20 protein-coding genes and 2 pseudogenes are annotated in these 21,569 nt (G+C 32.1%); 12 read left to right on the plus strand and 10 right to left on the minus strand.

All coding sequences use genetic code 11. The features are described 5' to 3' along the window. Together QZ260_RS01570 and QZ260_RS01575 are read left to right on the plus strand one after the other, a co-directional pair. Positions 1-353: pseudogene (locus QZ260_RS01570) on the plus strand (DNA topoisomerase III); the annotation flags it as partial. After that, positions 340-930 carry a pseudouridine synthase gene (locus QZ260_RS01575; RefSeq protein WP_295981999.1) on the plus strand — a complete coding sequence of 197 codons (591 nt, stop codon included), beginning with the start codon at positions 340-342 and terminating at the stop codon, positions 928-930. The pseudogene QZ260_RS01570 and the gene QZ260_RS01575, both read left to right, overlap by 14 nt. A gap of 149 nt (positions 931-1,079) precedes the next feature. Here the strand turns inward: QZ260_RS01575 and QZ260_RS01580 are convergent, their stop codons facing one another. Further along, positions 1,080-1,715, minus strand: a complete 636-nt coding sequence (locus QZ260_RS01580; protein WP_295982001.1) for a hypothetical protein — start codon at positions 1,713-1,715, stop codon at positions 1,080-1,082. Between the two features lie 4 nt (positions 1,716-1,719). Then, positions 1,720-2,214 (minus strand): sigma-70 family RNA polymerase sigma factor, encoded by a 495-nt coding sequence (locus QZ260_RS01585; RefSeq protein WP_295982005.1) that lies wholly within the window; start codon positions 2,212-2,214, stop codon positions 1,720-1,722. 602 nt (positions 2,215-2,816) lie between these two features. Here QZ260_RS01585 and QZ260_RS01590 point away from each other — a divergent pair. From QZ260_RS01590 to QZ260_RS01625, 8 genes are all read left to right on the plus strand, one after another. After that, entirely contained in the window at positions 2,817-4,970 is a 2,154-nt protein-coding gene (locus tag QZ260_RS01590; protein WP_295982006.1) for a TonB-dependent receptor, read from the plus strand. A gap of 271 nt (positions 4,971-5,241) precedes the next feature. Continuing rightward, complete coding sequence (locus QZ260_RS01595) at positions 5,242-5,967, plus strand: energy transducer TonB (RefSeq protein WP_295982008.1); 726 nt, start codon at positions 5,242-5,244, stop codon at positions 5,965-5,967. A 335-nt stretch (positions 5,968-6,302) separates the two neighbouring features. Beyond that, a complete protein-coding gene (locus tag QZ260_RS01600) occupies positions 6,303-6,728 on the plus strand; it encodes a DUF2141 domain-containing protein (protein WP_295982010.1) in 426 nt (141 codons plus the stop codon). Between the two features lie 11 nt (positions 6,729-6,739). Then, positions 6,740-7,363: a hypothetical protein gene (locus tag QZ260_RS01605; protein ID WP_295982013.1), complete on the plus strand. Its 624-nt coding sequence runs from the start codon at positions 6,740-6,742 to the stop codon at positions 7,361-7,363. A gap of 19 nt (positions 7,364-7,382) precedes the next feature. After that, positions 7,383-8,723, plus strand: a complete 1,341-nt coding sequence (locus tag QZ260_RS01610; RefSeq protein WP_295982015.1) for a histidine kinase — start codon at positions 7,383-7,385, stop codon at positions 8,721-8,723. Between the two features lie 11 nt (positions 8,724-8,734). After that, positions 8,735-9,037, plus strand: a complete 303-nt coding sequence (locus QZ260_RS01615) for a 2TM domain-containing protein (RefSeq protein ID WP_295982019.1) — start codon at positions 8,735-8,737, stop codon at positions 9,035-9,037. A 12-nt stretch (positions 9,038-9,049) separates the two neighbouring features. Further along, positions 9,050-9,379, plus strand: coding sequence for a 2TM domain-containing protein (locus QZ260_RS01620; RefSeq protein WP_295982020.1), 330 nt, complete (start codon positions 9,050-9,052; stop codon positions 9,377-9,379). A 122-nt stretch (positions 9,380-9,501) separates the two neighbouring features. Then, positions 9,502-10,257: a LytTR family DNA-binding domain-containing protein gene (locus QZ260_RS01625; RefSeq protein ID WP_295982022.1), complete on the plus strand. Its 756-nt coding sequence runs from the start codon at positions 9,502-9,504 to the stop codon at positions 10,255-10,257. A gap of 128 nt (positions 10,258-10,385) precedes the next feature. Here the strand turns inward: QZ260_RS01625 and QZ260_RS01630 are convergent, their stop codons facing one another. The 6 genes from QZ260_RS01630 to QZ260_RS01655 form a co-directional block, all read right to left on the minus strand. Beyond that, positions 10,386-11,468: a serine hydrolase domain-containing protein gene (locus QZ260_RS01630; RefSeq protein WP_295982023.1), complete on the minus strand. Its 1,083-nt coding sequence runs from the start codon at positions 11,466-11,468 to the stop codon at positions 10,386-10,388. Between the two features lie 10 nt (positions 11,469-11,478). Then, entirely contained in the window at positions 11,479-12,537 is a 1,059-nt protein-coding gene (locus tag QZ260_RS01635; protein WP_295982024.1) for a GNAT family N-acetyltransferase, read from the minus strand. A gap of 6 nt (positions 12,538-12,543) precedes the next feature. After that, positions 12,544-13,860 carry an aminotransferase class III-fold pyridoxal phosphate-dependent enzyme gene (locus QZ260_RS01640; RefSeq protein ID WP_295982025.1) on the minus strand — a complete coding sequence of 439 codons (1,317 nt, stop codon included), beginning with the start codon at positions 13,858-13,860 and terminating at the stop codon, positions 12,544-12,546. Positions 13,861-14,055: 195 nt separating this feature from the next. After that, positions 14,056-15,048 (minus strand): UDP-3-O-(3-hydroxymyristoyl)glucosamine N-acyltransferase, encoded by a 993-nt coding sequence (gene lpxD / locus QZ260_RS01645; protein ID WP_295982026.1) that lies wholly within the window; start codon positions 15,046-15,048, stop codon positions 14,056-14,058. A 59-nt stretch (positions 15,049-15,107) separates the two neighbouring features. Next, positions 15,108-16,280 (minus strand): LETM1-related biofilm-associated protein, encoded by a 1,173-nt coding sequence (locus QZ260_RS01650; protein ID WP_295982029.1) that lies wholly within the window; start codon positions 16,278-16,280, stop codon positions 15,108-15,110. A gap of 55 nt (positions 16,281-16,335) precedes the next feature. Then, positions 16,336-17,649 (minus strand): DUF1343 domain-containing protein, encoded by a 1,314-nt coding sequence (locus QZ260_RS01655; protein WP_295982032.1) that lies wholly within the window; start codon positions 17,647-17,649, stop codon positions 16,336-16,338. A gap of 8 nt (positions 17,650-17,657) precedes the next feature. On the opposite strand from QZ260_RS01655, the gene QZ260_RS01660 reads away from it, so the two are divergent. Both QZ260_RS01660 and QZ260_RS01665 read left to right on the plus strand, forming a co-directional pair. Next, the gene (locus tag QZ260_RS01660) at positions 17,658-18,893 is read left to right on the plus strand and encodes an FtsX-like permease family protein (RefSeq protein ID WP_295982036.1); all 1,236 of its coding nucleotides are present in this window, start codon (positions 17,658-17,660) and stop codon (positions 18,891-18,893) included. 230 nt (positions 18,894-19,123) lie between these two features. Then, the gene (locus tag QZ260_RS01665; protein WP_295982038.1) at positions 19,124-20,482 is read left to right on the plus strand and encodes a pyridoxal-phosphate dependent enzyme; all 1,359 of its coding nucleotides are present in this window, start codon (positions 19,124-19,126) and stop codon (positions 20,480-20,482) included. Positions 20,483-20,495: 13 nt separating this feature from the next. On the opposite strand, the gene QZ260_RS01670 is transcribed toward QZ260_RS01665, so the two are convergent. Then, positions 20,496-21,023 carry a CIA30 family protein gene (locus QZ260_RS01670; RefSeq protein ID WP_295982040.1) on the minus strand — a complete coding sequence of 176 codons (528 nt, stop codon included), beginning with the start codon at positions 21,021-21,023 and terminating at the stop codon, positions 20,496-20,498. Between the two features lie 459 nt (positions 21,024-21,482). Then, positions 21,483-21,569, minus strand: a pseudogene (locus QZ260_RS01675) (superoxide dismutase family protein); the annotation flags it as partial.

A 21,569-nucleotide genomic window follows, 5' to 3' on the forward strand; every position in this document is an offset into this window, starting at 1 on the left:
GTGATAAAAAAATCTCAGAAAAACAATTTATAAGACTGCTTCAAAAAGGTTCTACAGTGAATCTGAAGGGTTTTAAAACGACTTCTGGCACAGCTGAAGGTTTGCTTCGATTTGATGATAGTTTTAAGCTTAAATTGGAGCCTAAAACAACTTTGGAGAAAGCGAAACCGAATGAATTAACATGTCCGAAATGCAAAAAAGGAACGGTTATAAAAGGAAAAACGGCTTATGGTTGTAGTGATTATAAATCTGGCTGTGATTTTAAAGTAACGTTTGATACTGTAAGAGCAAAGATAAATGGACAAACACCAACTAGAGAACTCGTTCATAATATTTTGAATGGAAGCATCTAAAACGGAACATAAGCATTTTATAATCTTCAAGCCTTTTGGGTGTTTGAGTCAATTTGCAAGTAACGACTCGAAGCAACAATCTAAAAATTTTTTAGGAAGCCTGCATGATTTTCCTCGAGGGACTATGGCTATTGGTCGTTTAGACGAGAAGTCTGAAGGGGTATTGTTGTTAACTACAGATGGTAAAACGAGTGCTCACATAAACAGCCGAAAAGTAGAAAAAGAATATTATGCTCAGGTTGATGGTGATATTTCTATAGAAGCTTTACAACAATTAAAAACAGGTGTTGAAATAGGTTTTGATGGTGGAAAATATAAAACGAAGCCGTGCAAAGCTTTTAAATTAGAAGAAATTCCTGATTTGCCTAATCGTGCAATAAAGATTCGAGATGATAGACATGGGCCAACATCGTGGGTATCTATTACATTAAATGAAGGCAAGTTTAGGCAGGTTAGAAAAATGACTTCTTCTGTTGGTTTTCCAACGTTACGATTAGTTCGTGTTAGAGTAGGGGGTATTCATATAAACGATATACAGGCTGGAGATGTTGTTGAGGTAGATGTTTTTGGTGTTTAAGATTTTAGTTTCTTTATAGTTGTAAACTTTTGCATTAGGGATTGCAGTGGAAAGCCAACAGTGACGGGATGTATCGGCGATGTGAGGACTTGTAACCTAAAGCCAGACCCTTGCTTTACCTGCCTGCCGGTAGGCAGGCGCCCAAATAATTAATCCACTTCTAACTTTTTTAATTCATTATAGTTTCGGTTTAAACGTTTGAGTAAAAGCCCATAAATAAGCTTATAGAATAACCAAATAACAAGCACAAAAATTGCAGTAATTAGTGTAATTACGAATATAATCAGGGCCATTTTTTTGTCACTAATGTTTGAAAAATCTATCGCAGTATTTGGGGTGTTATGTAGCGCATAATAAAAGCCAATAATAAGTGAAAGTCCGGCTGCAATGAGGTTGTAAAGCACGTAGTATTTAATGATTTTACGTGTTTTTAAAATACTTTCCATTAAATTTTTAGCACTATCTGTTATGGAAATGGATTTGTATGATTTATAGAGTAGATATACGAATAGAAGAATAATGGCATAGCTAGTAATGGTTAGACCTGTTAATATGTAATCGTTTTGGAATACTAGGTCTAGCCTTTCATTGTAACTGTCTGATGTAAAATAGGGTAAAGAATTGACTAAAATCCAGAAGACAAGTTCGGCGAGACTAATGTAAAATAAGATCTTGACAATGGAAGACGATTTTTTATGTAGCATCGGGTAAATATCTTTAACCGAAAGTTTCTTTTTTGAAGACTCTTTATCCCAGTCTTTTTTTAATAAATCTAATCCATCCATGAGCTTACGGATTTAAAATGGTTCTAAGTTTCGTTTTTATTCTATTCATCTTCACACGGGCATTCACCTGAGTTATCCCCAAAGTTTCACTAATTTCTCTATAGTCTTTGTCTTCTAAATATAAAAAGACAAGTGCTTTTTCAATATCGTTTAATTGATGTACAGCTTTGTAGAGAACTTTTAATTGTTCCTCTTCTGTATCATCATAATATTCTGCTTTTATTTTAAATTCAACCCCCTGAAAATCTTGAGTCTTTATGGAGCGTTTAGATTTTCTGTATAAGGTTATTGCTGTATTTAAACCTACACGATACATCCATGTGCTGAATTTTGCATCACCACGGAATTTAGGATATGCCTTCCAGAGTTGAATGGTTATTTCTTGAAATAAATCATTATGAGCATCATAATTATTAGTGTACAAACGGCAGACTTTGTGCACAATATTTTGATGCTTTTCTAACAATTCAACAAAACTATGTTCTAGTTCTTTAGTCAATGGTGTGGTTTAGTTATTATGTAAGTAGCTTAATTTTTTAAAACGTTACATGTAAATGGAAATAAAATTTTAAACAGTCTAATTTGAATAGTAGGTATTGGTTAAAAACGTTATGAATTATGATGAATTTTAGTTTTAATATTTATAATTTCATACAAAAAGATGTAGTTCATAAATAATTAAAAATTTGATTTAGATAATTCATGTTTAATGTTGGTTTTCAATTATTTAAATGTGTGTCATAGACAAAAACTATGATTCGTTTTTAGCTTATAATTCACCCTCTGAATCTGTTGTATTTTAGCTAATATATAAAAAAAACATATTATTAAAACTTTGGCTTAAAACTCTTCATAAATATTTAGAAATTGTGGGGGTTTTTAAAATAAATCACATTTATTTTAAAGTTTTAAATTTGATTTATCTCTGCTATTAAAATTACTTTTTGTGATTTTAATACTCAAGAATTCAATTCATCATACAAATTTTACAGTTCGGTAATTAAGAATTTTCGTAATCATGCTTCTTTCGCAAATTTGTCTCGTCATCACAGGTTAAAAAGTTAGATCACCAAAAAACGAACAGTTAAAAAATAATCAATCATGCAAAAATTAGCAATCATTATAATAGCATTAATTAGTTTTCAATTATCCGCTCAAACGACTATAATAGGAAAAGTGTTTAACACAAAAAATGAGCCTATTGCTGGTGCAAATGTTTATTTAGAAGGAACCTATGATGGAAGTACTTCAGGTGCCGATGGATCATTTTTATTTGAAACTTCAGATAATGGAATACAAACTTTAGTGGTTTCTTTTTTGTCTTATGAAACCTTTAGGATGGTTAGCGATGTAACACATATGAAAGATATTATAGTTAAACTTCGCGAAGATGTTAGCGCTTTAGATGCAGTTGTATTATCCGCAGGAACATTTTCGGCAGGAGATAATAGTAAGGTAAATGTATTAAAGCCGCTTGATGTGGTAACTACCGCTAGTGCTTTGGGTGATTTTGTTGGTGCCTTGCAAACTTTGCCAGGAACAACAACCGTTGCCGAAGATGGTAGATTATTTGTACGCGGTGGTGATGCCAATGAAACTCAAATTTTTATTGATGGTATTCGTGTGTTTACACCCTATTCGCCGACAACTAATAATACACCTACAAGAGGACGATATTCACCATTTTTGTTTGATGGTATTACCTTTTCAACAGGTGGATACTCTGCCGAGTTTGGTCAAGCCTTATCAAGTGTATTGCTTTTAAACACCATTGATGAACCCGACCAAGAAAAAACCGATATTGGTATCATGAGTCTTGGTGCTACGCTTGGTAATACACAAAAATGGGATAAAAGTTCATTAAGTGTTAATGCATCATACATCAACTTAGCGCCTTATAACGCTATATTTAAAAACAGGAATGATTGGATAAAGCCTTTTGAAACTGCATCTGGTGAAGCTGTTTATAGAAAGAAGACCAATTTGGGGCTATTTAAACTTTATGGAGCTTTTGATGCCACAAACTTTGAACTTACTCAAGAAGATATAAACGAACCAGAACGTGCTTATTTCAAATTAACGAATAATAACGTTTATCTAAATGGATCATATCAAGGTGTTTTAAACGATACTTGGACACTTTTTGGAGGTATTAGTTATACACACAGCGAAAACAATTTAAATATTATTGAAACTACTATTAATGATACTGAAAACTCATTACATGCCAAGGTTAAACTTAAAAATAGAATTAGCAACAGACTGAAAATCTATTTTGGTGCAGAGTATTTTGCAACAGATTTTGAAGAAACTTACAATGATGAAGCTATTGATAAGGTTAATTATGGTTATAATAATAATATTGCGGCGGCTTATGCTGAAGCAGATATATTTCTATCGAAAGAATTAGCTTTTAAAACAGGTTTTCGTGCCGAGTATAGCGCCTTGTTTAAAGAATTTACGTTGGCTCCAAGATTGTCTTTGGCGTATAAAACTACTAGTAAAAGTCAGGTATCATTGGCGTATGGTAACTTTTACCAAAACCCATCTAGTAATATTTTAAAGTTCAATCAAGAGTTAAAAGCAGAAAACACATCGCATTATATTTTTAACTATCAATACAATGTGGATAGAAAACTATTTAGAGCTGAGGCATATTATAAAACCTATGACAATTTGGTAAAATATGACACTGATTTCACAAACTTTGATAGTAATTATAACAACAACGGAAGTGGTTTTGCAAGAGGTATCGATTTCTTTTGGAGAGACAGTAAAAGTATCAAGAACTTTGATTATTGGTTAAGTTATTCATTTCTGGATACCGAACGTGATTACAAAAACTATTTAACAAAAGCACAACCCAATTTTGCAAACACTCATAACTTATCTTTAGTTGGTAAATATTGGGTAGACAAATGGCGCAGTCAAGTTGGCTTTAGTTATACTCATGCCTCAGGTAGAACGTTTACCAATCCTAATGAAGCAGGGTTTTTAAATGAAAAAACAAAAGCATTTAATAGCTTGAGTTTAAACTGGGCATATTTAATTAGTCCACAAAAAATACTTTACGCGTCTGTAAATAATGTGTTAGGTTTTAAAAATATTAACGGTTTCCAATACGCTAATACGCCAGACATAAATGGTGATTTTAATAGACGCGCTTTACAACCAGCAGCAGATCAATTCTTTTTTGTGGGATTCTTTTGGACGATAAGTGAAGATAAAAAGAGTAGTCAGTTGGATAATTTATAGGGAGGCTAGTTCGTTTAATGCAAATACAAAGTTCCGTTTTAATGAATTTCATCAATTGTTAGGCTAGTTTAGCTAAGCTATAATTTTTTTTAAAATCAAGTCTACTCAATATTGGAATTTTTTAAGTTGAAATTTCTTTTAATAATATGATATTATCTGAATGTTAAGTTTATTTTAGGATATGATAAATGTCATAGTTGTCTTACTAAGTATATAATAATTTTATACCATTAATATCATGATGATGTTCATCTGTTAAATACTAAGTACTATGGAAGCTAAAAAGAATCCGCAACTAGAAATAGGAAGGAACAGCGGCATTTATTTTGCTATTGGCTTGAATTTAATGTTACTTCTTTCTTGGAGAGCTTTAGAATATAGAACATACGAAAGGGACGATGTAGCTATTGATGTTTTAGAAATGCATAGCGAATTTGAAGAAGAGATTCCAATAGTTAATGTGAATACACCGCCACCGCCACCGCCGCCAATAGTGATGAGTGAAGCAGTTGAAATTGTAGAAGATGCTGAAGAAATCGAGGAAACTGTTATTGAAAGCACAGAAATAGGACAAGACGATGCTATTGAAGCTATTGTTGATGTGGGCGATGTTGAAGTTGAAGAATTAGATGAAGACGTGCAAGTAGCGTTCGCAGTTATTGAGGATGTACCTGTATTTCCTGGTTGTGAAAAGTTATCTAAAAAAGCTACAAAAGATTGTTTCCAGAAAAAGGTACAACAGCATGTCGCTTCTAACTTTAATTATCCGCAAACTGCTCTAGATTTAGGTATTCAAGGCCGTGTATCGGTTGTATTTGTAATTGATAAAACTGGACATATTATAGGAATTCGATCTAGAGGTCCAGATAATATTTTAGAAAAAGAAGCAGAACGAATTATTAGTATATTACCGAAAATGAAACCTGGTAGACAGCGTGGTAAACCTGTAAAAGTCGCATATGCTGTGCCTATTTTCTTCAAATTTCAAGAAGGTTAATGAGGTAGTAAAAGGTTTTATATCAATGTGAGTAAAAGGCAATCTGAAAATATTCAGATTGCCTTTTTATTTAATGCCACTGCTTTGCCGCATTATTTTTCAGTATCACTATTCTAGAGTTATCAAATATTTATTCATACTTCAATTTTAAATTATCCCTTTCTTGTATTAGCTTATTGAAATTAGCGCCACTAACATAGTATTGGATAGGCAGTGTTATCAAGAACCCTATGAGGTTTAACATTTCATCAACAAAAAATAACAGTTCGGTAAGTCCTTTTTTCAAAACAACTAATTCTATTAGATATTTGCTTCATAATAAAAAACAATCCATCATGAATAATCTTATGACTATTATTTGCCTTTCACTTTGCGCAGTCTCTAGTATTACTGCTCAAGAAGATAGTGCAAGTGATATTACCGTAGTAATTACAAACTTTGATAATAACCAAGGGAAAGCGTATATAGCACTTTACAACTCAGAAGAAAGCTTTTTAAAAAAAGGATTTGAATCTACTCTTACTAAAATAGAAAATAACAGTTGTTCTATAACTTTTAGGGATGTGCCAAATGGTATTTATGCTATTTCTATGTTTCATGATGAGAATGATAATAATAAAATGGACACCGCTCTTTTTGGTATTCCAAAAGAAGATTATGGGTGCTCAAATAATGCAAAAGGTTTTATGGGACCACCAAAATGGCAAGACGCAAAATTTCAAATCAATAATAAATCTATAACACAACATATTCAACTTTAATATTTAAAAATATGAAACAGCTAATCATTATCACAACACTATTAATTTCAGGAATTTTAATTGGGCAAACTAATTATGAAAAAGGAATGCAAAAAGCCTTTGAACTTTGGGGTAGCAACCAACCAACTGAAGCGTCTAACTTGTTTGAGCGCATCGCTAAAGCAGAACCAGATAATTGGTTGCCAGCGTATTATGCAGCACAAATTAATGTCATCAATAGTTTTGGTGAGAGAAACGAAGATAAACTATCAGCAAAACTTAAAAGAGCACAGGATTTAATTAATGATGCTACAGCCATTTCAAAAGAAAACCCAGAAATAATGGTATTACAAGCCTTATTGCATACAGCTTGGGTAGCTTTTGATGGTGCTACGTATGGCATGACGTTGTCCGGTAAAGTTGTGGAACTTTATACAAAAGCAAAAATAGTAGCACCAGGTAACCCAAGAGTATTGTACTGCAAAGCAGAGTGGGATATGGGAGGTGCTAAATATTTCGGACAAGATACCGCACCATTTTGTAAAGATATAGAGCGTGCCATAGAACTTTTTGCTAACTTTAAACCAGAAACACCATTTCACCCAAATTGGGGAAATGACCGTGCTGAACAGATTTTAGAATCTTGTGGGAAATAAAAATATTAGAGAATGAATCATGACAAAATCGACTAAAAATATCATTATTACCTTTATTATAGGATGTATCATTTTTGTAATTGGCAACCTATTATCGGGTGGGTTAAATTTTAAAAATATTAATCAGTTTTTAATTGATTTCACTTTTTATCAACTGTATTCTTTTGTGTTAGGCTATTCCAATATGTATTTTTTCGATTATATGGAACGCCGCAATTGGAAAAAGGATGATACCGTTAAACGCGTTATTATTGGTGTTTTTGGTTCTACTATTATTACCTTAATAGGGCTTTTTATTCTTCGAGCTTCAACGGCTATGATTGATAGACATATTACGTTTAATGAATTTCTATTGAACGAACAGTTTAAATATTATCAATTCGGATTGTGGGTAACCCTAACTATTGTTATTATTTTTCATGTTATCTATTTTTATAATAAGTATCAGCAAAACCGAATTAAAGAACAAAAAGTTATTGCAGGAACTGCAAGCGCTAAGTTTGATGCTTTAAAAAATCAGTTAGACCCGCATTTTCTATTCAATAGTTTAAATGTACTAACTAGTTTAATTGAAGAAAACCCTGACAATGCACAAAAGTTTACAACATCATTATCTAAAGTGTATCGTTATGTTTTAGAGCAAAAAAGTAAAGAATTAGTAACGGTAGATGAAGAGCTGCAATTCGCAAAAACTTACATGTCTTTACTCAAAATGCGTTTTGAAGACAGTATCGTTTTTACCATGCCCGAAAAAGCATCAAATCCAGATAGTAAAGTGGTGCCATTATCATTACAATTACTTCTAGAAAATGCCGTAAAGCATAATATGGTAACCTCAAGCAAGCCCTTGCATATTAGGATATATGAAGCCCAGGGGAGCTTAATAGTAGAAAACAATTTGCAACCCAAACAAATACTTAAAAAGAGTACTGGTGTGGGTTTAAGCAATATTAAACAGCGCTACGATTTACTAACAAACAAAAAAGTAATCATCAACAAAGAAGCAAACCGTTTTGCAGTCGCAATACCTATGCTTACTAAAAAAATATCAGTCATGAGAACAGAACAAACACCATCACGATTAGACGATAGTTATGTGCGTGCACTAAATCATGTAGACGAACTTAAAGGATTTTATTACAGTTTAATATCGTACTGCCTCGTTATTCCATTTTTAATATTCATCAATTACAAAACGTCTTGGGGTTTCCAATGGTTTTGGTTCCCAATGTTCGGTTGGGGTATTGGAATAGCAATTCAAGCCTTTAGGGTGTTTGTAAACAATGGTGCTTTTGGTAGAGACTGGGAAAAACGCAAAATGGAAGAATTTATGCGTAAAGAAAAAAATAACTGGAACTAAAAGATACAATCATGGAAAGGTTATCAGATTTTGAAACTGATCAAAAATATTTAAGAGCACGAAAACGTATTGCAGAGATAAAAGGTTTTTACCAACATCTATTCGCCTATTGTTTATTCACGCCATTCACAATTTTTATTAATTATAAAACCTACTGGGATTATAAATGGTTTTGGTTTTCAGTTATAGGCTGGGGTATTGGTTTGGCAATACATGCATTCATAGTTTTTTTACATAGAGGGGTGGTTGGAAATAAATGGGAAGAACGCAAAATAGAAGAATTGATGCGTAAAGAAAAAAATAACTGGGACTAAAATATAGCAATCATGGAAGAGTTTAAATTAGAGTCTTACGACAACAAAAATCACCGAAAAGAAGCCGCTTACATACGTGCAAAAAAAAGAGTAAAAGAACTCAAAGGCTTTTATTGGCATGCCTTCTGGTATGTAGTAGTAAATATATTTATCGTTAGTACAATAGCCTCTAATACTAAAGATATATGGAATTTCGGTACCTTTTCAACTCCAATTTTTTGGGGTTTAGGTCTAGGGTTTCATGCACTTGCAGTATTTGGTAAAAACCTTGTTTTTAGTAAAAACTGGGAAGAAAGAAAAATTAAAGATTATATGGATAAGGATAAACAACAATGGAAGTAAAATAATTTGGGTGCCTGCCTGCCGGCAGGTTAACGCAAGGGTCGGGCTTTATTCGTTGGTTTATATTTTAAATTATAGAACTCCTATCATAAAATCAATTCACTTAAAATAAAAAATATAAAATGCATGTAATTATCATAGAAGACGAAAAACCATCAGCAAGACGTTTGCAAAGGATGCTTCAAAGTTTAGCATTAAAAGCTGAGGTTATGCTCCATTCCGTTGAGGAATCTATTGATTGGTTTCAGAATAACGAGCATCCAGATTTAATATTTCTAGACATTCAATTAAGCGACGGTTTATCGTTCGAGATTTTCGAAACTATTGATATTAAGTCAGCTATTATATTCACTACAGCTTATGATGAATATGCGCTTCAAGCCTTCAAATTAAATAGTATTGATTATTTGCTAAAACCTATTGATGATGACGATTTAGCAACTGCAGTTAAAAAATACAAAGAGCGCACACCGCAAAAACAAGCGGTTACTTTAGATTTTAATGATATTAAAAAATTACTCGTTAACCCAATAGACCGCGAGTATAAAAAACGATTTTCAGTAAAAGTAGGGCAACACCTAAAACTCATAAATATTGACGAGATAGAATGTTTTTACAGCGAGAACAAGGGTACGTATTTACATACTACTGAAGGCAGAAACTATCTTTTAGATACCACATTAGAGCATTTAGAAGATGAATTAGAACCTCAAACCTTTTTTCGAATCAACCGTAAGTTCTTTGTGAATGTTAATGCTATAAAAGATATGGTAAGCTATACTAATTCACGTTTGCAAATAAAATTGAATTCTTATAACGAACAAGAAGTTGTTGTGGCTCGTGAGCGTGTAAAGGATTTTAAAGGGTGGTTGGAGTAAGTTTTTTGGAGAGTTTACTTGAACGTTTAATCTAAGAAAAGTTGCGTTTAAAAAAGCGTTTACTTTCTGATTAATAAAGTAATTTTTTAAATGTAGTGTTAGCATTTTCCTTATAATAATTTAAGTGTTTAATTAAGAAAAAAAGCTTCAACCGTTTTTTTTAGAAGCCATTCAGCCTTATGAATTGCTAAAACTTGATTTATATTAAGAATAAAACTAGAATCAGTTTCCAAACTGTAAAACACCATTCCGCCATACGCACTATTGTGTCCAATAAAAGTATGCGTTCCTATTTTCTTTTGTTGAAGTCCCATCCCATAGGCTATTCTTCCTTTTTTAGGAGGTGAAATAATTAAGTCATCTTCAAAATTAATCATTTGCTGGAGCGTTTTAGGGTCATTAAATAATTGACCGGTTAAAAGTGCTCTTATAAAAACAGTTAAGTCGTTTGTCGATGAGATTAAGCCACCACCTCCCCAATCAAATGATGTATTTACATTTTTTAATGAATAAGTTCCATGATATGGAAATACAATTGGAGTAGTATCTTTTTTATTTTGATAAAATTCTAAATAAGTATCATTAAGTGAGAGTGGATTTAATAGTCTTTCTTCCAGCACTTCATAATATGCTTTGTTTGTTAACTCTTCAACTAGAATAGCTAATAATAAATAATTTGTATCAGAATAATAAAAGCTTTCGCTTGGCTTAGATACTCCTTTTTTATTTAAATCATAGTAAAAATATTTTTCTAAAATATTTTTCCAATTCCAATCTTGATTTGGATATTTTTTAATGTTTTCAAAGAATCTTTCATCATCAGCAAAGTAATCTCTAAGTCCACTTTTGTGCTGTAATAAGTTTTTGATTGTTATATGGCTAGAGTAATTAATTCCATCAAAAAATAATATGTCTGATAAGATTCTTTTGGTTTCATTATTTTTTAAACAATCTAGAAAAGTATCTTCTAATTTTAGGAACCCTTCCTCCATCAACTGTAAAATAATAGTTGCCGTAAAAGTTTTGGAAATACTTCCTGTTCTAAAACGATAATTACTAGCTATTTTTTGATCAGAAGCATCTATTTGTCCAAGAGCAATTTTATAATTGATATTCTTTTTTGTGTTATTTATATTAAGGAGGCAATTATAAATAGGAGCAGAACCATCAGGATTGATTAGTAAATTAGCGAAATCTTCATATTGTTTCATAAAGCTACTATTAAATATAATCAAATGCTGACGCAAATATTGGTTTCGATTTTAAATTCTCAATTTTAGTTTCACCTATGTTTTTATAAGCTGCCATTATTTCAACATCAGAATCTTTTATAAAAGAATGAATCATACCTAATTTACCTTTTGTTAAAATTTTTTCACGAATTGGGCAGGTATTTCCCAACCAAAACATAGAAGATTTTAATTTTTCTTTAGCCAGTAATCCTTCAAATAAATTATATAATTGTTGTTCATAACCAGGTTTAAAATAGAGGCCTTCAAATGCTAAAAATTCGAACCGTTTTGGGTTAAATAATTTATTAAGAACAGGTATTAAAGGAACTACGTTCATGACTATTTTCCCTGTAAAACCTTTCATATTATTAATCACCCAGTGTGCACGGTGATATTGACATCCGGCTATGATTTGTCCGTTTTCTCGAATAACAAAATAATTATTTTTAATAAATAAAGAATCGAATTGGGTCAAAACATAGTTATAATATGTTTTATCAAGCAAGTTTAAAACTTCTTCTTTTTCTTCTTTTGAAGTTATTTGTGTGATTTTTATATTTTTCTTCGGAAAGAAACGACTAAAACCTAAAGTTTTTACCGTTCCTAAAGGATTATAACCAGCACTTTCTACAACTTTATAAGAGCTTTTGTTAGCTCTTTCTATACAAGCAAAATAAATAGTTTTTTCTTTTTCTTTTTCACGAATTAATTCCATCACTTTAATGGAGAATTTTTTCATAACTCCTTTCCCACGTATTTCTTTTGCTGAAGCAAAATATCTGATATAATTACAATTAAATTGTTCACTATTAGTAGTTACAGTTGTCATACAGAAAACAGCAGTTGCTCTTATTTTTTCACCTTCATAAATAGCAAGAAGCACTGGTTTTTTTATCAATTTAATATGGTCTTCTGTGTTTTTGTGTTCATAGATAGCGCCTTCATTTCCCCAAGCAATACTATCTAAAAAATGTAAAGCTTCCTCAGGAATCCCTTGATGTCTTTGAATGGAGTATTTTCCATCAGTAAATAAAATCTCTTTTTTCATAATGGCTTATACTTGAGTTTTTATAATTCCGTTTTCTACTAACTGTTTACAGCTTAATTTTATTTTATCTTCCAATAACGCAACTACTTCTGTGGTATGTGCTGCTGATAAAAAACAGTTTCGTCCTTCCCAAATATAAACTCCATTTAAAAGAAGTTGATTATAAAGTTCTTTATACTTGCCAGGTGTTACAAATCGGAATAAAGATCCGAAATGAACAATTGATAACTTCGGAAAGTTTTCTTTGAAAAATGCATTCATTTTATTGCAAAAATTTTCTGTTCTATTATTTATGTCTTCTAGTAATTCACCGTTAGAAGTTTCGAGTATTTCTAATGTTTTTAAAGCAGTAACCATCGCTAAAGGATGATGACAAAATGTACCTGCAACAAAAGTTGATTTCGCTTCTGGAATGGATTGATCTCCATATTGCCAAAAGCCACCATCTATAGCATCTAAAAATTTTGATTTACCAGCAACAATACCAATAGGTAATCCACCACCAATTATTTTTCCATAAGTGACAATATCAGCTTGGATGTTAAATTTTTTTTGGCATCCACCAATATCAATTCTGAAACCTGTGATTACTTCATCAAAAATAAGTGCAATATCATTTTGTTCTGTAATACTTCGTATTTCTTTTAAAAAGGCAATGGGTTGAAAACTTGGGTTTCTGCTCTGAACTGGCTCAACAAGAACAGCTGCAATGTTATCTGTATTTTTTTTAATAAAATCTAAAGATGCTTCTGAGCCATAATCGAAAACATAGGATTCATTTAAGGTAGATTGTGTAATTCCAGGAATAGATTCTTTGGCAATATTTGTTTGATGATCTCTTTTTAGAGTAAGTAACGGATCAAATGTACCATGATAGGCTCCTTTGAAAAAAACAACATTTTTCTTTTTTGTAACTGCTTTTGCAATTCTTAAAGAAACCATAATTGCTTCTGTACCAGAATTAAAAAAGGCAACTCTTTCTGTATTTGTTGCTACTGTAATTTTTTCTGCTAGTATTCCTGCTAATGGTGACATTGGGCCAACAGACCAACTCTTGGTTAATTGGTTTTCAATTGCTGTACGAATAGGTAAATAATTATGACCAAAAAGAAGAGAGCCAAAACCCATCGTTAAATCTATATATTTATTATCGTCAATATCCCAAATAAAAGCACCATCAGATTTATCCGAAACTAAAGTGTAAATAAGTTCTTTTTTCTGGATATTAAAACCTGCTGTATTTCTATTTAAAGCAAAATATTGTCTGTAATTCTGTGTATGTTTTTTTGTAAGTGAATTTTTTTGAGATAATTTATGAATCATAAACGATTTGATGTTTTATAATGATACAATTTAAATCGATAAACACAATTACTACTGCGTTTTAAAACACTTAAAAAAGAAATGAATACCATTGTAAAGATAAAGTTCTATTTCAATACTTAAACAAGTTTATCACAGGTAAATTTTATCGGTTGTTCAACGAAGCTCATCTCAATTTTTTACAAAATTAAACACCTATTTCTTAGCCAATCTTCGCATCACCACCCATTGTTTTAGCATATCTCTCGCATCTTGTGCTGGGTAGCCCAATACGGTTTTTCCAGCAGCAATATCGCCTACAACACCAGATCCGGCACCTACAGTAGCGCCAGAATGTATGGTGGTATGATCTTTAATAGACGCGCTTCCGCCAATAATTACACCATCTCCCAAAGTAACAGAACCAGCAAGACCGCTATGTCCTGCCATAATACAAGAGCGCCCCATAATACTGTTATGGGCGATTTGAACTAAGTTGTCAATTTTACAGCCATCACCAATAATGGTGCTGCTAAATTTAGCACGATCTACACAAGAGTTTGCACCTATTTCGACATGATGTCCAATAATAACATTACCAATTTGAGGTATTTTCACTAAACCACCACCATCATCACTTGGGCGATAGCCAAAACCATCAGCACCTATACTCACATTGGTATGGAAAATACAATGACTACCGATAATACAGCGTTCTCTAATAACGGTTCCTGACCAAACAACGGTATTATCACCGATACTAGTTTCATCAAACACACACACATTAGGGTATAAAATCACTCCGTTTCCTAATTCAACATCTTTACCAACGTAGCAATTTGCGCCTATTTTACAACCGTTACCAATAGTAGCTGTTTCATGTATCACTGCTGATGGATGTATATCGGTTTCAAACTCTGGAGCTGGCGGATTAAACAATTCTAATATTTTGGCCATGGCTAAATCAGCATTCTTAACTTTTATTATAGCTCGATTATCACCAGGTTCTAAAGTTAAATTGTCATTAACCACCACAGCACAAGCTTTAGAGTCTTCCCAAAACTTTAAATACTTTGTACTACCAATAAATGATATGTGATGGTTCTCAGCATTTTTTAGTTCTTCTGGTCCTTCAATGTGTTGTGTTGTATTACCAATTAATTTACCTTTTAATAGGTTGTTAATGTCCTGAATAGTGTAAGATGCCATGTAATTTTTTTAGTTAGTGTATTTGTAAAACTACTAGAAAAAAAACAGAAATTAGAATTTTATTCTTCAATTCTATTTTCATCAAAAGCAGATGGTAATAATTTCGGAATAAATTTCACCACAAGTGGCAAGAGTAAAGCGCCGCCAGGAAGTAAAAATATAGCCAAACTTGGTATGGATTTAAAGATGTCAATAAGTTGTTCTTGTACTTTTTTTTGTTCGTCTTTATTCAAATCTCTAACGGTAGATTGTGAGAGTAACACCATGAGTTCTTTGCTGTCTTTCAACTCACGGTATAAACGTTTGCTATTTCTAGTAATAAGTTTATTTACCATTTTGCTAGAGTTGTTGTAAAAACTTTGGACAATGTTTTTAGAACTTAAAAGTGCAATATTGTCTTTATTAACTGTGTAAAAATGATTGACAGTCGCTATAGATTGGTGTGTTTTAGACATGTTTAGTTCTAAATCTTGACCAAGCTTTTCTAAAAAATGTTGTTCTTTAACATCAATCATCTGGTCGCTCCAAGTAGCCATACAAGCTAAATCTAAAATATAGTATTTTTCAAGTTCTGTATTTACATTTTTAATAGCCTTTTTGTATGTTATACGTGAGTTTTCTTGATAACGTAAAGAAGATTCAAATAACTTAATTAAACTCTCATCGTACTGGTTTTTGGTTTCCTTAGAGTTTAAAACATCTAAAGTAATTGAAGCAATTGATGCTTCCATATTCTTTAAATATTTTGTCGATATTTTTAGGTTCTCTAGGTAGGTCTGATAAGCTAAAACATCTACAAATAATAGGGCATTAATAATGAAATAATTAAAGTTTTTGGTAAGTACATTGGCATCTATCTGGATACGCTTATGTATTATTTTTTCTAGTTGTTCACTCGATTTTTTTCCGCCTAATAAATCTTGAAAAAAAGAGGTTTTAATCTGGTCAATTTCTGTGTAAAAACGAATTACACTTTCTATAAAAGAGATATCACAATTTGAGTTAGCATGCGTGTAATATAATGCTAAGCATAAATTGGTTTTGCAAAGTTCGCTTTCTGTAAGGTCTTTTTTTTGGATAATCTGGGCAACAATACCTAGGTTACTTCCATAAATAAACCCACAAGATCTTAAAGCATCATAAAATGATGCTTTTTCGTGCTTTAAATAAGGATCGTTTTCACTTATCTCCTTAAGCAACTTATTAATCCAACCAGCAGATGATGGGTTCATAATTCAAATATCGAAATAGATTGTAAAAGTAAACTTAAAATAGCTAAAAAATATTTTAAGGATATATTAAATATGTTTTACGAGTTTCTTTGAAGCGTTCTAATCCATCTTTCCAAGTTACTTTAATTGCTTCTTCAGATAACCCAGCTTCAATTTGTTGTTGCAGGATTTTGGAGCCTGCTAGTTTTGTGAAAAATGCGTTAAAGAATTCTGATTTGTTTTTAGTAGTGTTGTATGATTCAATAAGCCATTTTAGGTTTAAAGCATTGATGGTATCAACTTTTGTTAAATCTTTGCCGAAACATATTTTATTTTGATGCTTCGGATATTTTGAGCCTTCGTTAGGTTGTGGTTTAAATTTAAAGCCAAAACTATCTTTATTCAAAAAAGGACTTCCAAAAATCTGAAATTGCATTTCTGTTCCTCTTCCAGCACTTACATTAGTGCCTTCAAAAAAGCATAAGCTAGGGTATAAGTTAATGGCTTTATCATTGGGTAAATTAGGACTCGGTTTTATGGGTAGACTATAACTCAAATTATGATTATAATTTTTAATAGGAATCACTTTTAAATCACATTGTATGCCGTTTGCTAACCATTTTTCTCCATTAATCATTTGTGCATATTCACCAATAGTCATTCCGTGCGCCACAGGAATAGGGTGCATGCCTACAAAACTTTTGTGTTCCATTTCTAAAATGGGACCATCAATATAATGTCCATTTGGGTTTGGTCTATCAAGAATAATTAATGGGATATTTGCTTCAGCGCAAGCTTCCATAACATAATGTAAAGTTGATATATATGTATAAAAACGAACTCCAACATCCTGCAAATCAAAAAGCATAATATCTATCTTAGAAACACCTTTTGAAATATCACTTTCGTATTTTTCAGTTTCTTTTAATTGCTGAAGTTTAGGTTTTTTATTTGCACTATAAAGTGATATAATTGGGACCCCAGTTTTTGTATCAACGCCATCTTTTATGCGCTCACCTGCATCAGCTTTGCCCCGAAAACCATGCTCAGGAGCAAAAACGTTATTCACATCTATTTTTAATGATACTAATGAATCTACGAGATGGGTGTAACTTCTGTTTTTCGTCTTCAGTTTTTCATCAATAAAAACAACACTTGACTGATTTGCCACAATCCCAATACGTTTCCCTATCAATAAAGGCAAATAGACATCCGTTTGATTTGCACCAACAACTATGGTACTGTCATTTTGAACACTTGTGCTGATGTTAGCGGAAGTATGATCAAGAATCTCGCCTTTTTCATTTGTGCTACTTTTTCCTTTAGAAGCGCAAGAAATCATTACTAAAACAAATAATAAAACTGTATTTTTGAAAATATTAAACCGCATAGTAAATTTTGAATTACGAGTTTTTTATAGCTAAACGCATTATTGGTAGTAAAGCGTATAAAAGTAGTATATCGGCACCAATAATAAAAATTGGTATCGCTGCAATTGCTATTGGTATTGTTGTTATGATGATCGCTATTGCAACGGGTATTGGTTTGCAACAAAAAATACGCGACAAAGTGGTGGCGTTTAATGGGCATGTAGCCATTACAAAATACGATAATAATAACTCGCAAGAAAGTGTATTTCCAATTTCTAAAAATCAAGATTTCTATCCAGACTTTAAGTCAGTAGAAGGTATTAGTCATGTACAAGGCGTAGCTTCCAAATTCGGGATTATACGCACCGAGACAGATTTTGAAGGCGTCTATTTAAAAGGTGTAGGCGCTGATTATAACTGGAACTATTTTAAAGAATTTCTAATAGAGGGTAAGCTGCCAGATTTCTCAAAAAAACGAAATGAAGATGTTTTAGTTTCAAAATATCTCGCAAACCGATTAAACTTTAAAGTGGGCGATAACTTTCAAATGGTATTTACTAAAGATGATCCGGAAAAGCTTCCCAACATCATTACTTATAATGTTGTTGGAATTTACAATTCAGGATTTCAAGATTTTGACGCACAATATCTCATAGGCGATATTCGCCACTTGCAACGTATTAACAGATGGGAAAAAGATCAAGTAGGTAGTTTTGAGGTTTTTATTAATGATTATGATGACTTAGATGAAAAAGCAGAAGAAATTCATCAAAATATTCCCTCATTATTAGATTCACAGTCCATAACAGATAAATATTATTCTATATTCGATTGGATTAAAATTTTCGATAAAAACATTTACGGTATCATTGGCGTCATGATACTCGTAGCAGGTATTAACATGATAACAGCATTACTCGTTTTAATACTAGAACGTACCAGAATGATTGGCGTTTTAAAAACCCTAGGCAGCAGTAATTGGAGCATCCGTAAACTCTTTTTATACAATGCTTCATATCTAATTCTATTGGGTTTGTTTTGGGGTAATATTTTGGGTTTAGGGCTGTTATTTGCGCAAAAATATTTCAAGCTTTTTCCGTTGGACCCAACGGTGTATTACGTATCAGAAGCACCCGTTTACATTAGTTTCGGGTATGTTTTAGCCTTAAATACGGGTACATTAATTTTGTGTTTACTCATGCTACTTGTACCTTCGTATATCATTACAAAAATATCTCCAATAAAAGCCATTCGTTTCGATTAATTATTTTCTTGGGCGTTCCCACAAAGTTCCTGCTTTATTCGTTGGTTTTTATTTTATTGAACTCATGAATATAAATATTTCACTACTCACTTCCTACTGCGTCGGCGAGCTCAAAAAATTGGCTTGCGGTGAGCGCAGTCGAACCGCTCAATCCCTAACGCATATAATAACTAACTTTTAACATATACCAAGTAGCTTTTTAGTATTTTTGAGGCATCACAAAAAAGACTATGGACTACGCTGAAAATATACTAGAAACCATTGGTAACACACCTATGGTAAAACTTAATAAGTTAACAAAAGATTTGCCATGTCTAGTATTGGCTAAATACGAGACTTTCAATCCAGGTAATTCTACAAAAGATAGAATGGCTGTTAAAATGATAGAAGATGCAGAGGCTAATGGCAGTTTAAAACCAGGTGGAACTATAATTGAAGGAACCTCTGGGAATACGGGTATGGGTTTAGCCTTAGCAGCTATTGTGAAAGGTTATAAAATGATTTGTGTTATTAGCGATAAGCAAAGCAAAGAAAAAATGGATATTTTGCGCGCTGTAGGTAGTAAAGTTATTGTTTGTCCAACAAATGTAGAACCTGAAGATCCAAAATCTTATTATTCAACTTCAAAAAGACTTGCTGAGGAAACACCAAACTCTTGGTACGTAAATCAGTATGATAATCCAAGTAATGCTCTGGCACATTATGAAAGTACCGGACCAGAAATTTGGAAACAAACAGATGGTAAAATAACCCATTTTGTTGTGGGCGTTGGTACTGGCGGTACAATTTCTGGTGTTGGTAAATACTTAAAAGAGCAAAACCCAAACGTTAAAATATGGGGTATAGATACTTATGGTTCAGTATTTAAAAAATATCATGAAACTGGTGAATTTGATGAAAACGAAATTTATCCGTACATAACTGAAGGGATAGGAGAAGATATTCTGCCAAAAAATGTAGACTTTAGTATTATTGATGGTTTTACAAAAGTAACCGATAAAGATGCTGCTATTTACACACAAAAATTAGCAAAAGTAGAAGGTATGTTTCTTGGGAATTCTGCAGGAGCTGCATTAAAAGGTATACTTCAATTAAAAGAACATTTTAAAAAAGATGATGTAGTGGTGGTGCTTTTTCATGACCATGGAAGTCGTTATGTCGGAAAAATGTTCAATGATGATTGGATGCGCGAGCGTGGATTTATTGAAGATGAAATCACATCAGCAGCAGATTTAGTTACTAATAATACGAATAAGCCATTAGTTACTGTAAAAACAGAAGAATTAGTATCTCATGCCATTGAGCGTATGAAAGCCCACAAAATATCTCAAATACCAGTTGAAGATTCAAGCGGATTTGTTGGTGCTATTGACGAAGCAGATTTATTAAGAAAGTATATTGAAAACAAAGACATTTCAGATTTGCCAATTAAAGAGGTCATGCATAAACCATTCCCAATAGTTGATAAAAATACGCCTATTGAAACCATATCAAAGTTATTTAATAAAGAAAATAATGCCGTATTGGTTAAATTAGAAGAGGGTAAATACCAAATTATTACCAAGTATGATATTATAAGTGCGCTCTAAAAAATTTATGAAACTACTTTAAAATAATACTATCAATTTCGAGATTAAAAGCTTCGGCTTTCTTGTTTCCAATTAAAAAAGCAATCATTTCCATTTGTTCGCCAGAGTAATTAGCGGCATCTAGTTTTCTGCCACGAAATGCAGGATACATGCTGTTAAATTTAATTTCTATGGTTTCCCAATCTTTAGAGGTTTCAAATGACGTTACATAAGAGTAATAGTCTGAATTGTTCTCTTTTATTCTGAATTGATAGGTTTTACCATCACCTTTCAGTTTAATGCAGACTTTTGTATAGTTACTCACTTTTTTGGTATCAAAACCATATTGCACCATGGAGAAGCCACCATTGTTTTCTAATGACACATCTCCAAGGAATATTCCATTTCCAGAATCGTTAATTTTAAAATCACCATTAGAACGTCCACCCATAACGACATCATCAACAATACGCCAGTTAGAAATATCACTTTTAGAATCAAAATTAAATAGGGTCATAGATGTTTGTGTTATTAGGAATATTAATAGGATAAGATGTTTCATTAAATATTAATTTATCTTATTTATTTTTATCTGAAGTGGCTGGTTTCCTCATTTTTTATAAGACTTAGAGGGTTTTATCAAAGTATAACATTTGTATGCTTATTTTCCATAAATCTTTATATTTTAGTTAGAGAAAATCATCTTTAAAAACTCTCAGCTCGGAAGGGCTATTTCAGATATTTGTAATAGCGTCATCTTTATCATAATCTATTAAACTTAGTCGTCCAATTCGATTTGATTTTTTTCGTGCTTTTAAATTTGAAATACACTTTTCATCCGAACGAATTCTTAAGCTGTTTTGAGCCTGCATTGGTAAAAAAAAAGCGTAAATAAAACATAGAGTGATTACCTAAAATTTCAATGATTCTATTTCAAGATATTGATCTTAGTGGTAATAAAAATATAGACTACAGGATAAGGCTTTTTCAAAGTATATGAAATGTATTGTAAGTTTAAAAATTACTGGATAATACCAGCACAACTTACACGAGCTCCGGCAGCTCCAGAAGGTTGTGATGTTAAATCATCAACACCAGCATGAACTAT

The organism is uncultured Algibacter sp., from assembly GCF_905480415.1.
GTDB lineage: Bacteria > Bacteroidota > Bacteroidia > Flavobacteriales > Flavobacteriaceae > Algibacter_B.

Coding starts and splice junctions, on each gene's coding strand:
- QZ260_RS01575 (WP_295981999.1), top strand. CDS start 340: ATGGAAGCATCTAAAACGGAACATAAGCATTTTATAATCTTCAAGCCT.
- QZ260_RS01580 (WP_295982001.1), bottom strand. CDS start 1,715: ATGGATGGATTAGATTTATTAAAAAAAGACTGGGATAAAGAGTCTTCA.
- QZ260_RS01590 (WP_295982006.1), top strand. CDS start 2,817: ATGCAAAAATTAGCAATCATTATAATAGCATTAATTAGTTTTCAATTA.
- QZ260_RS01595 (WP_295982008.1), top strand. CDS start 5,242: ATGGAAGCTAAAAAGAATCCGCAACTAGAAATAGGAAGGAACAGCGGC.
- QZ260_RS01600 (WP_295982010.1), top strand. CDS start 6,303: ATGAATAATCTTATGACTATTATTTGCCTTTCACTTTGCGCAGTCTCT.
- QZ260_RS01605 (WP_295982013.1), top strand. CDS start 6,740: ATGAAACAGCTAATCATTATCACAACACTATTAATTTCAGGAATTTTA.
- QZ260_RS01610 (WP_295982015.1), top strand. CDS start 7,383: ATGACAAAATCGACTAAAAATATCATTATTACCTTTATTATAGGATGT.
- QZ260_RS01615 (WP_295982019.1), top strand. CDS start 8,735: ATGGAAAGGTTATCAGATTTTGAAACTGATCAAAAATATTTAAGAGCA.
- QZ260_RS01620 (WP_295982020.1), top strand. CDS start 9,050: ATGGAAGAGTTTAAATTAGAGTCTTACGACAACAAAAATCACCGAAAA.
- QZ260_RS01625 (WP_295982022.1), top strand. CDS start 9,502: ATGCATGTAATTATCATAGAAGACGAAAAACCATCAGCAAGACGTTTG.
- QZ260_RS01630 (WP_295982023.1), bottom strand. CDS start 11,468: ATGAAACAATATGAAGATTTCGCTAATTTACTAATCAATCCTGATGGT.
- QZ260_RS01635 (WP_295982024.1), bottom strand. CDS start 12,537: ATGAAAAAAGAGATTTTATTTACTGATGGAAAATACTCCATTCAAAGA.
- QZ260_RS01640 (WP_295982025.1), bottom strand. CDS start 13,860: ATGATTCATAAATTATCTCAAAAAAATTCACTTACAAAAAAACATACA.
- lpxD (WP_295982026.1), bottom strand. CDS start 15,048: ATGGCATCTTACACTATTCAGGACATTAACAACCTATTAAAAGGTAAA.
- QZ260_RS01650 (WP_295982029.1), bottom strand. CDS start 16,280: ATGAACCCATCATCTGCTGGTTGGATTAATAAGTTGCTTAAGGAGATA.
- QZ260_RS01655 (WP_295982032.1), bottom strand. CDS start 17,649: ATGCGGTTTAATATTTTCAAAAATACAGTTTTATTATTTGTTTTAGTA.
- QZ260_RS01665 (WP_295982038.1), top strand. CDS start 19,124: ATGGACTACGCTGAAAATATACTAGAAACCATTGGTAACACACCTATG.
- QZ260_RS01670 (WP_295982040.1), bottom strand. CDS start 21,023: ATGAAACATCTTATCCTATTAATATTCCTAATAACACAAACATCTATG.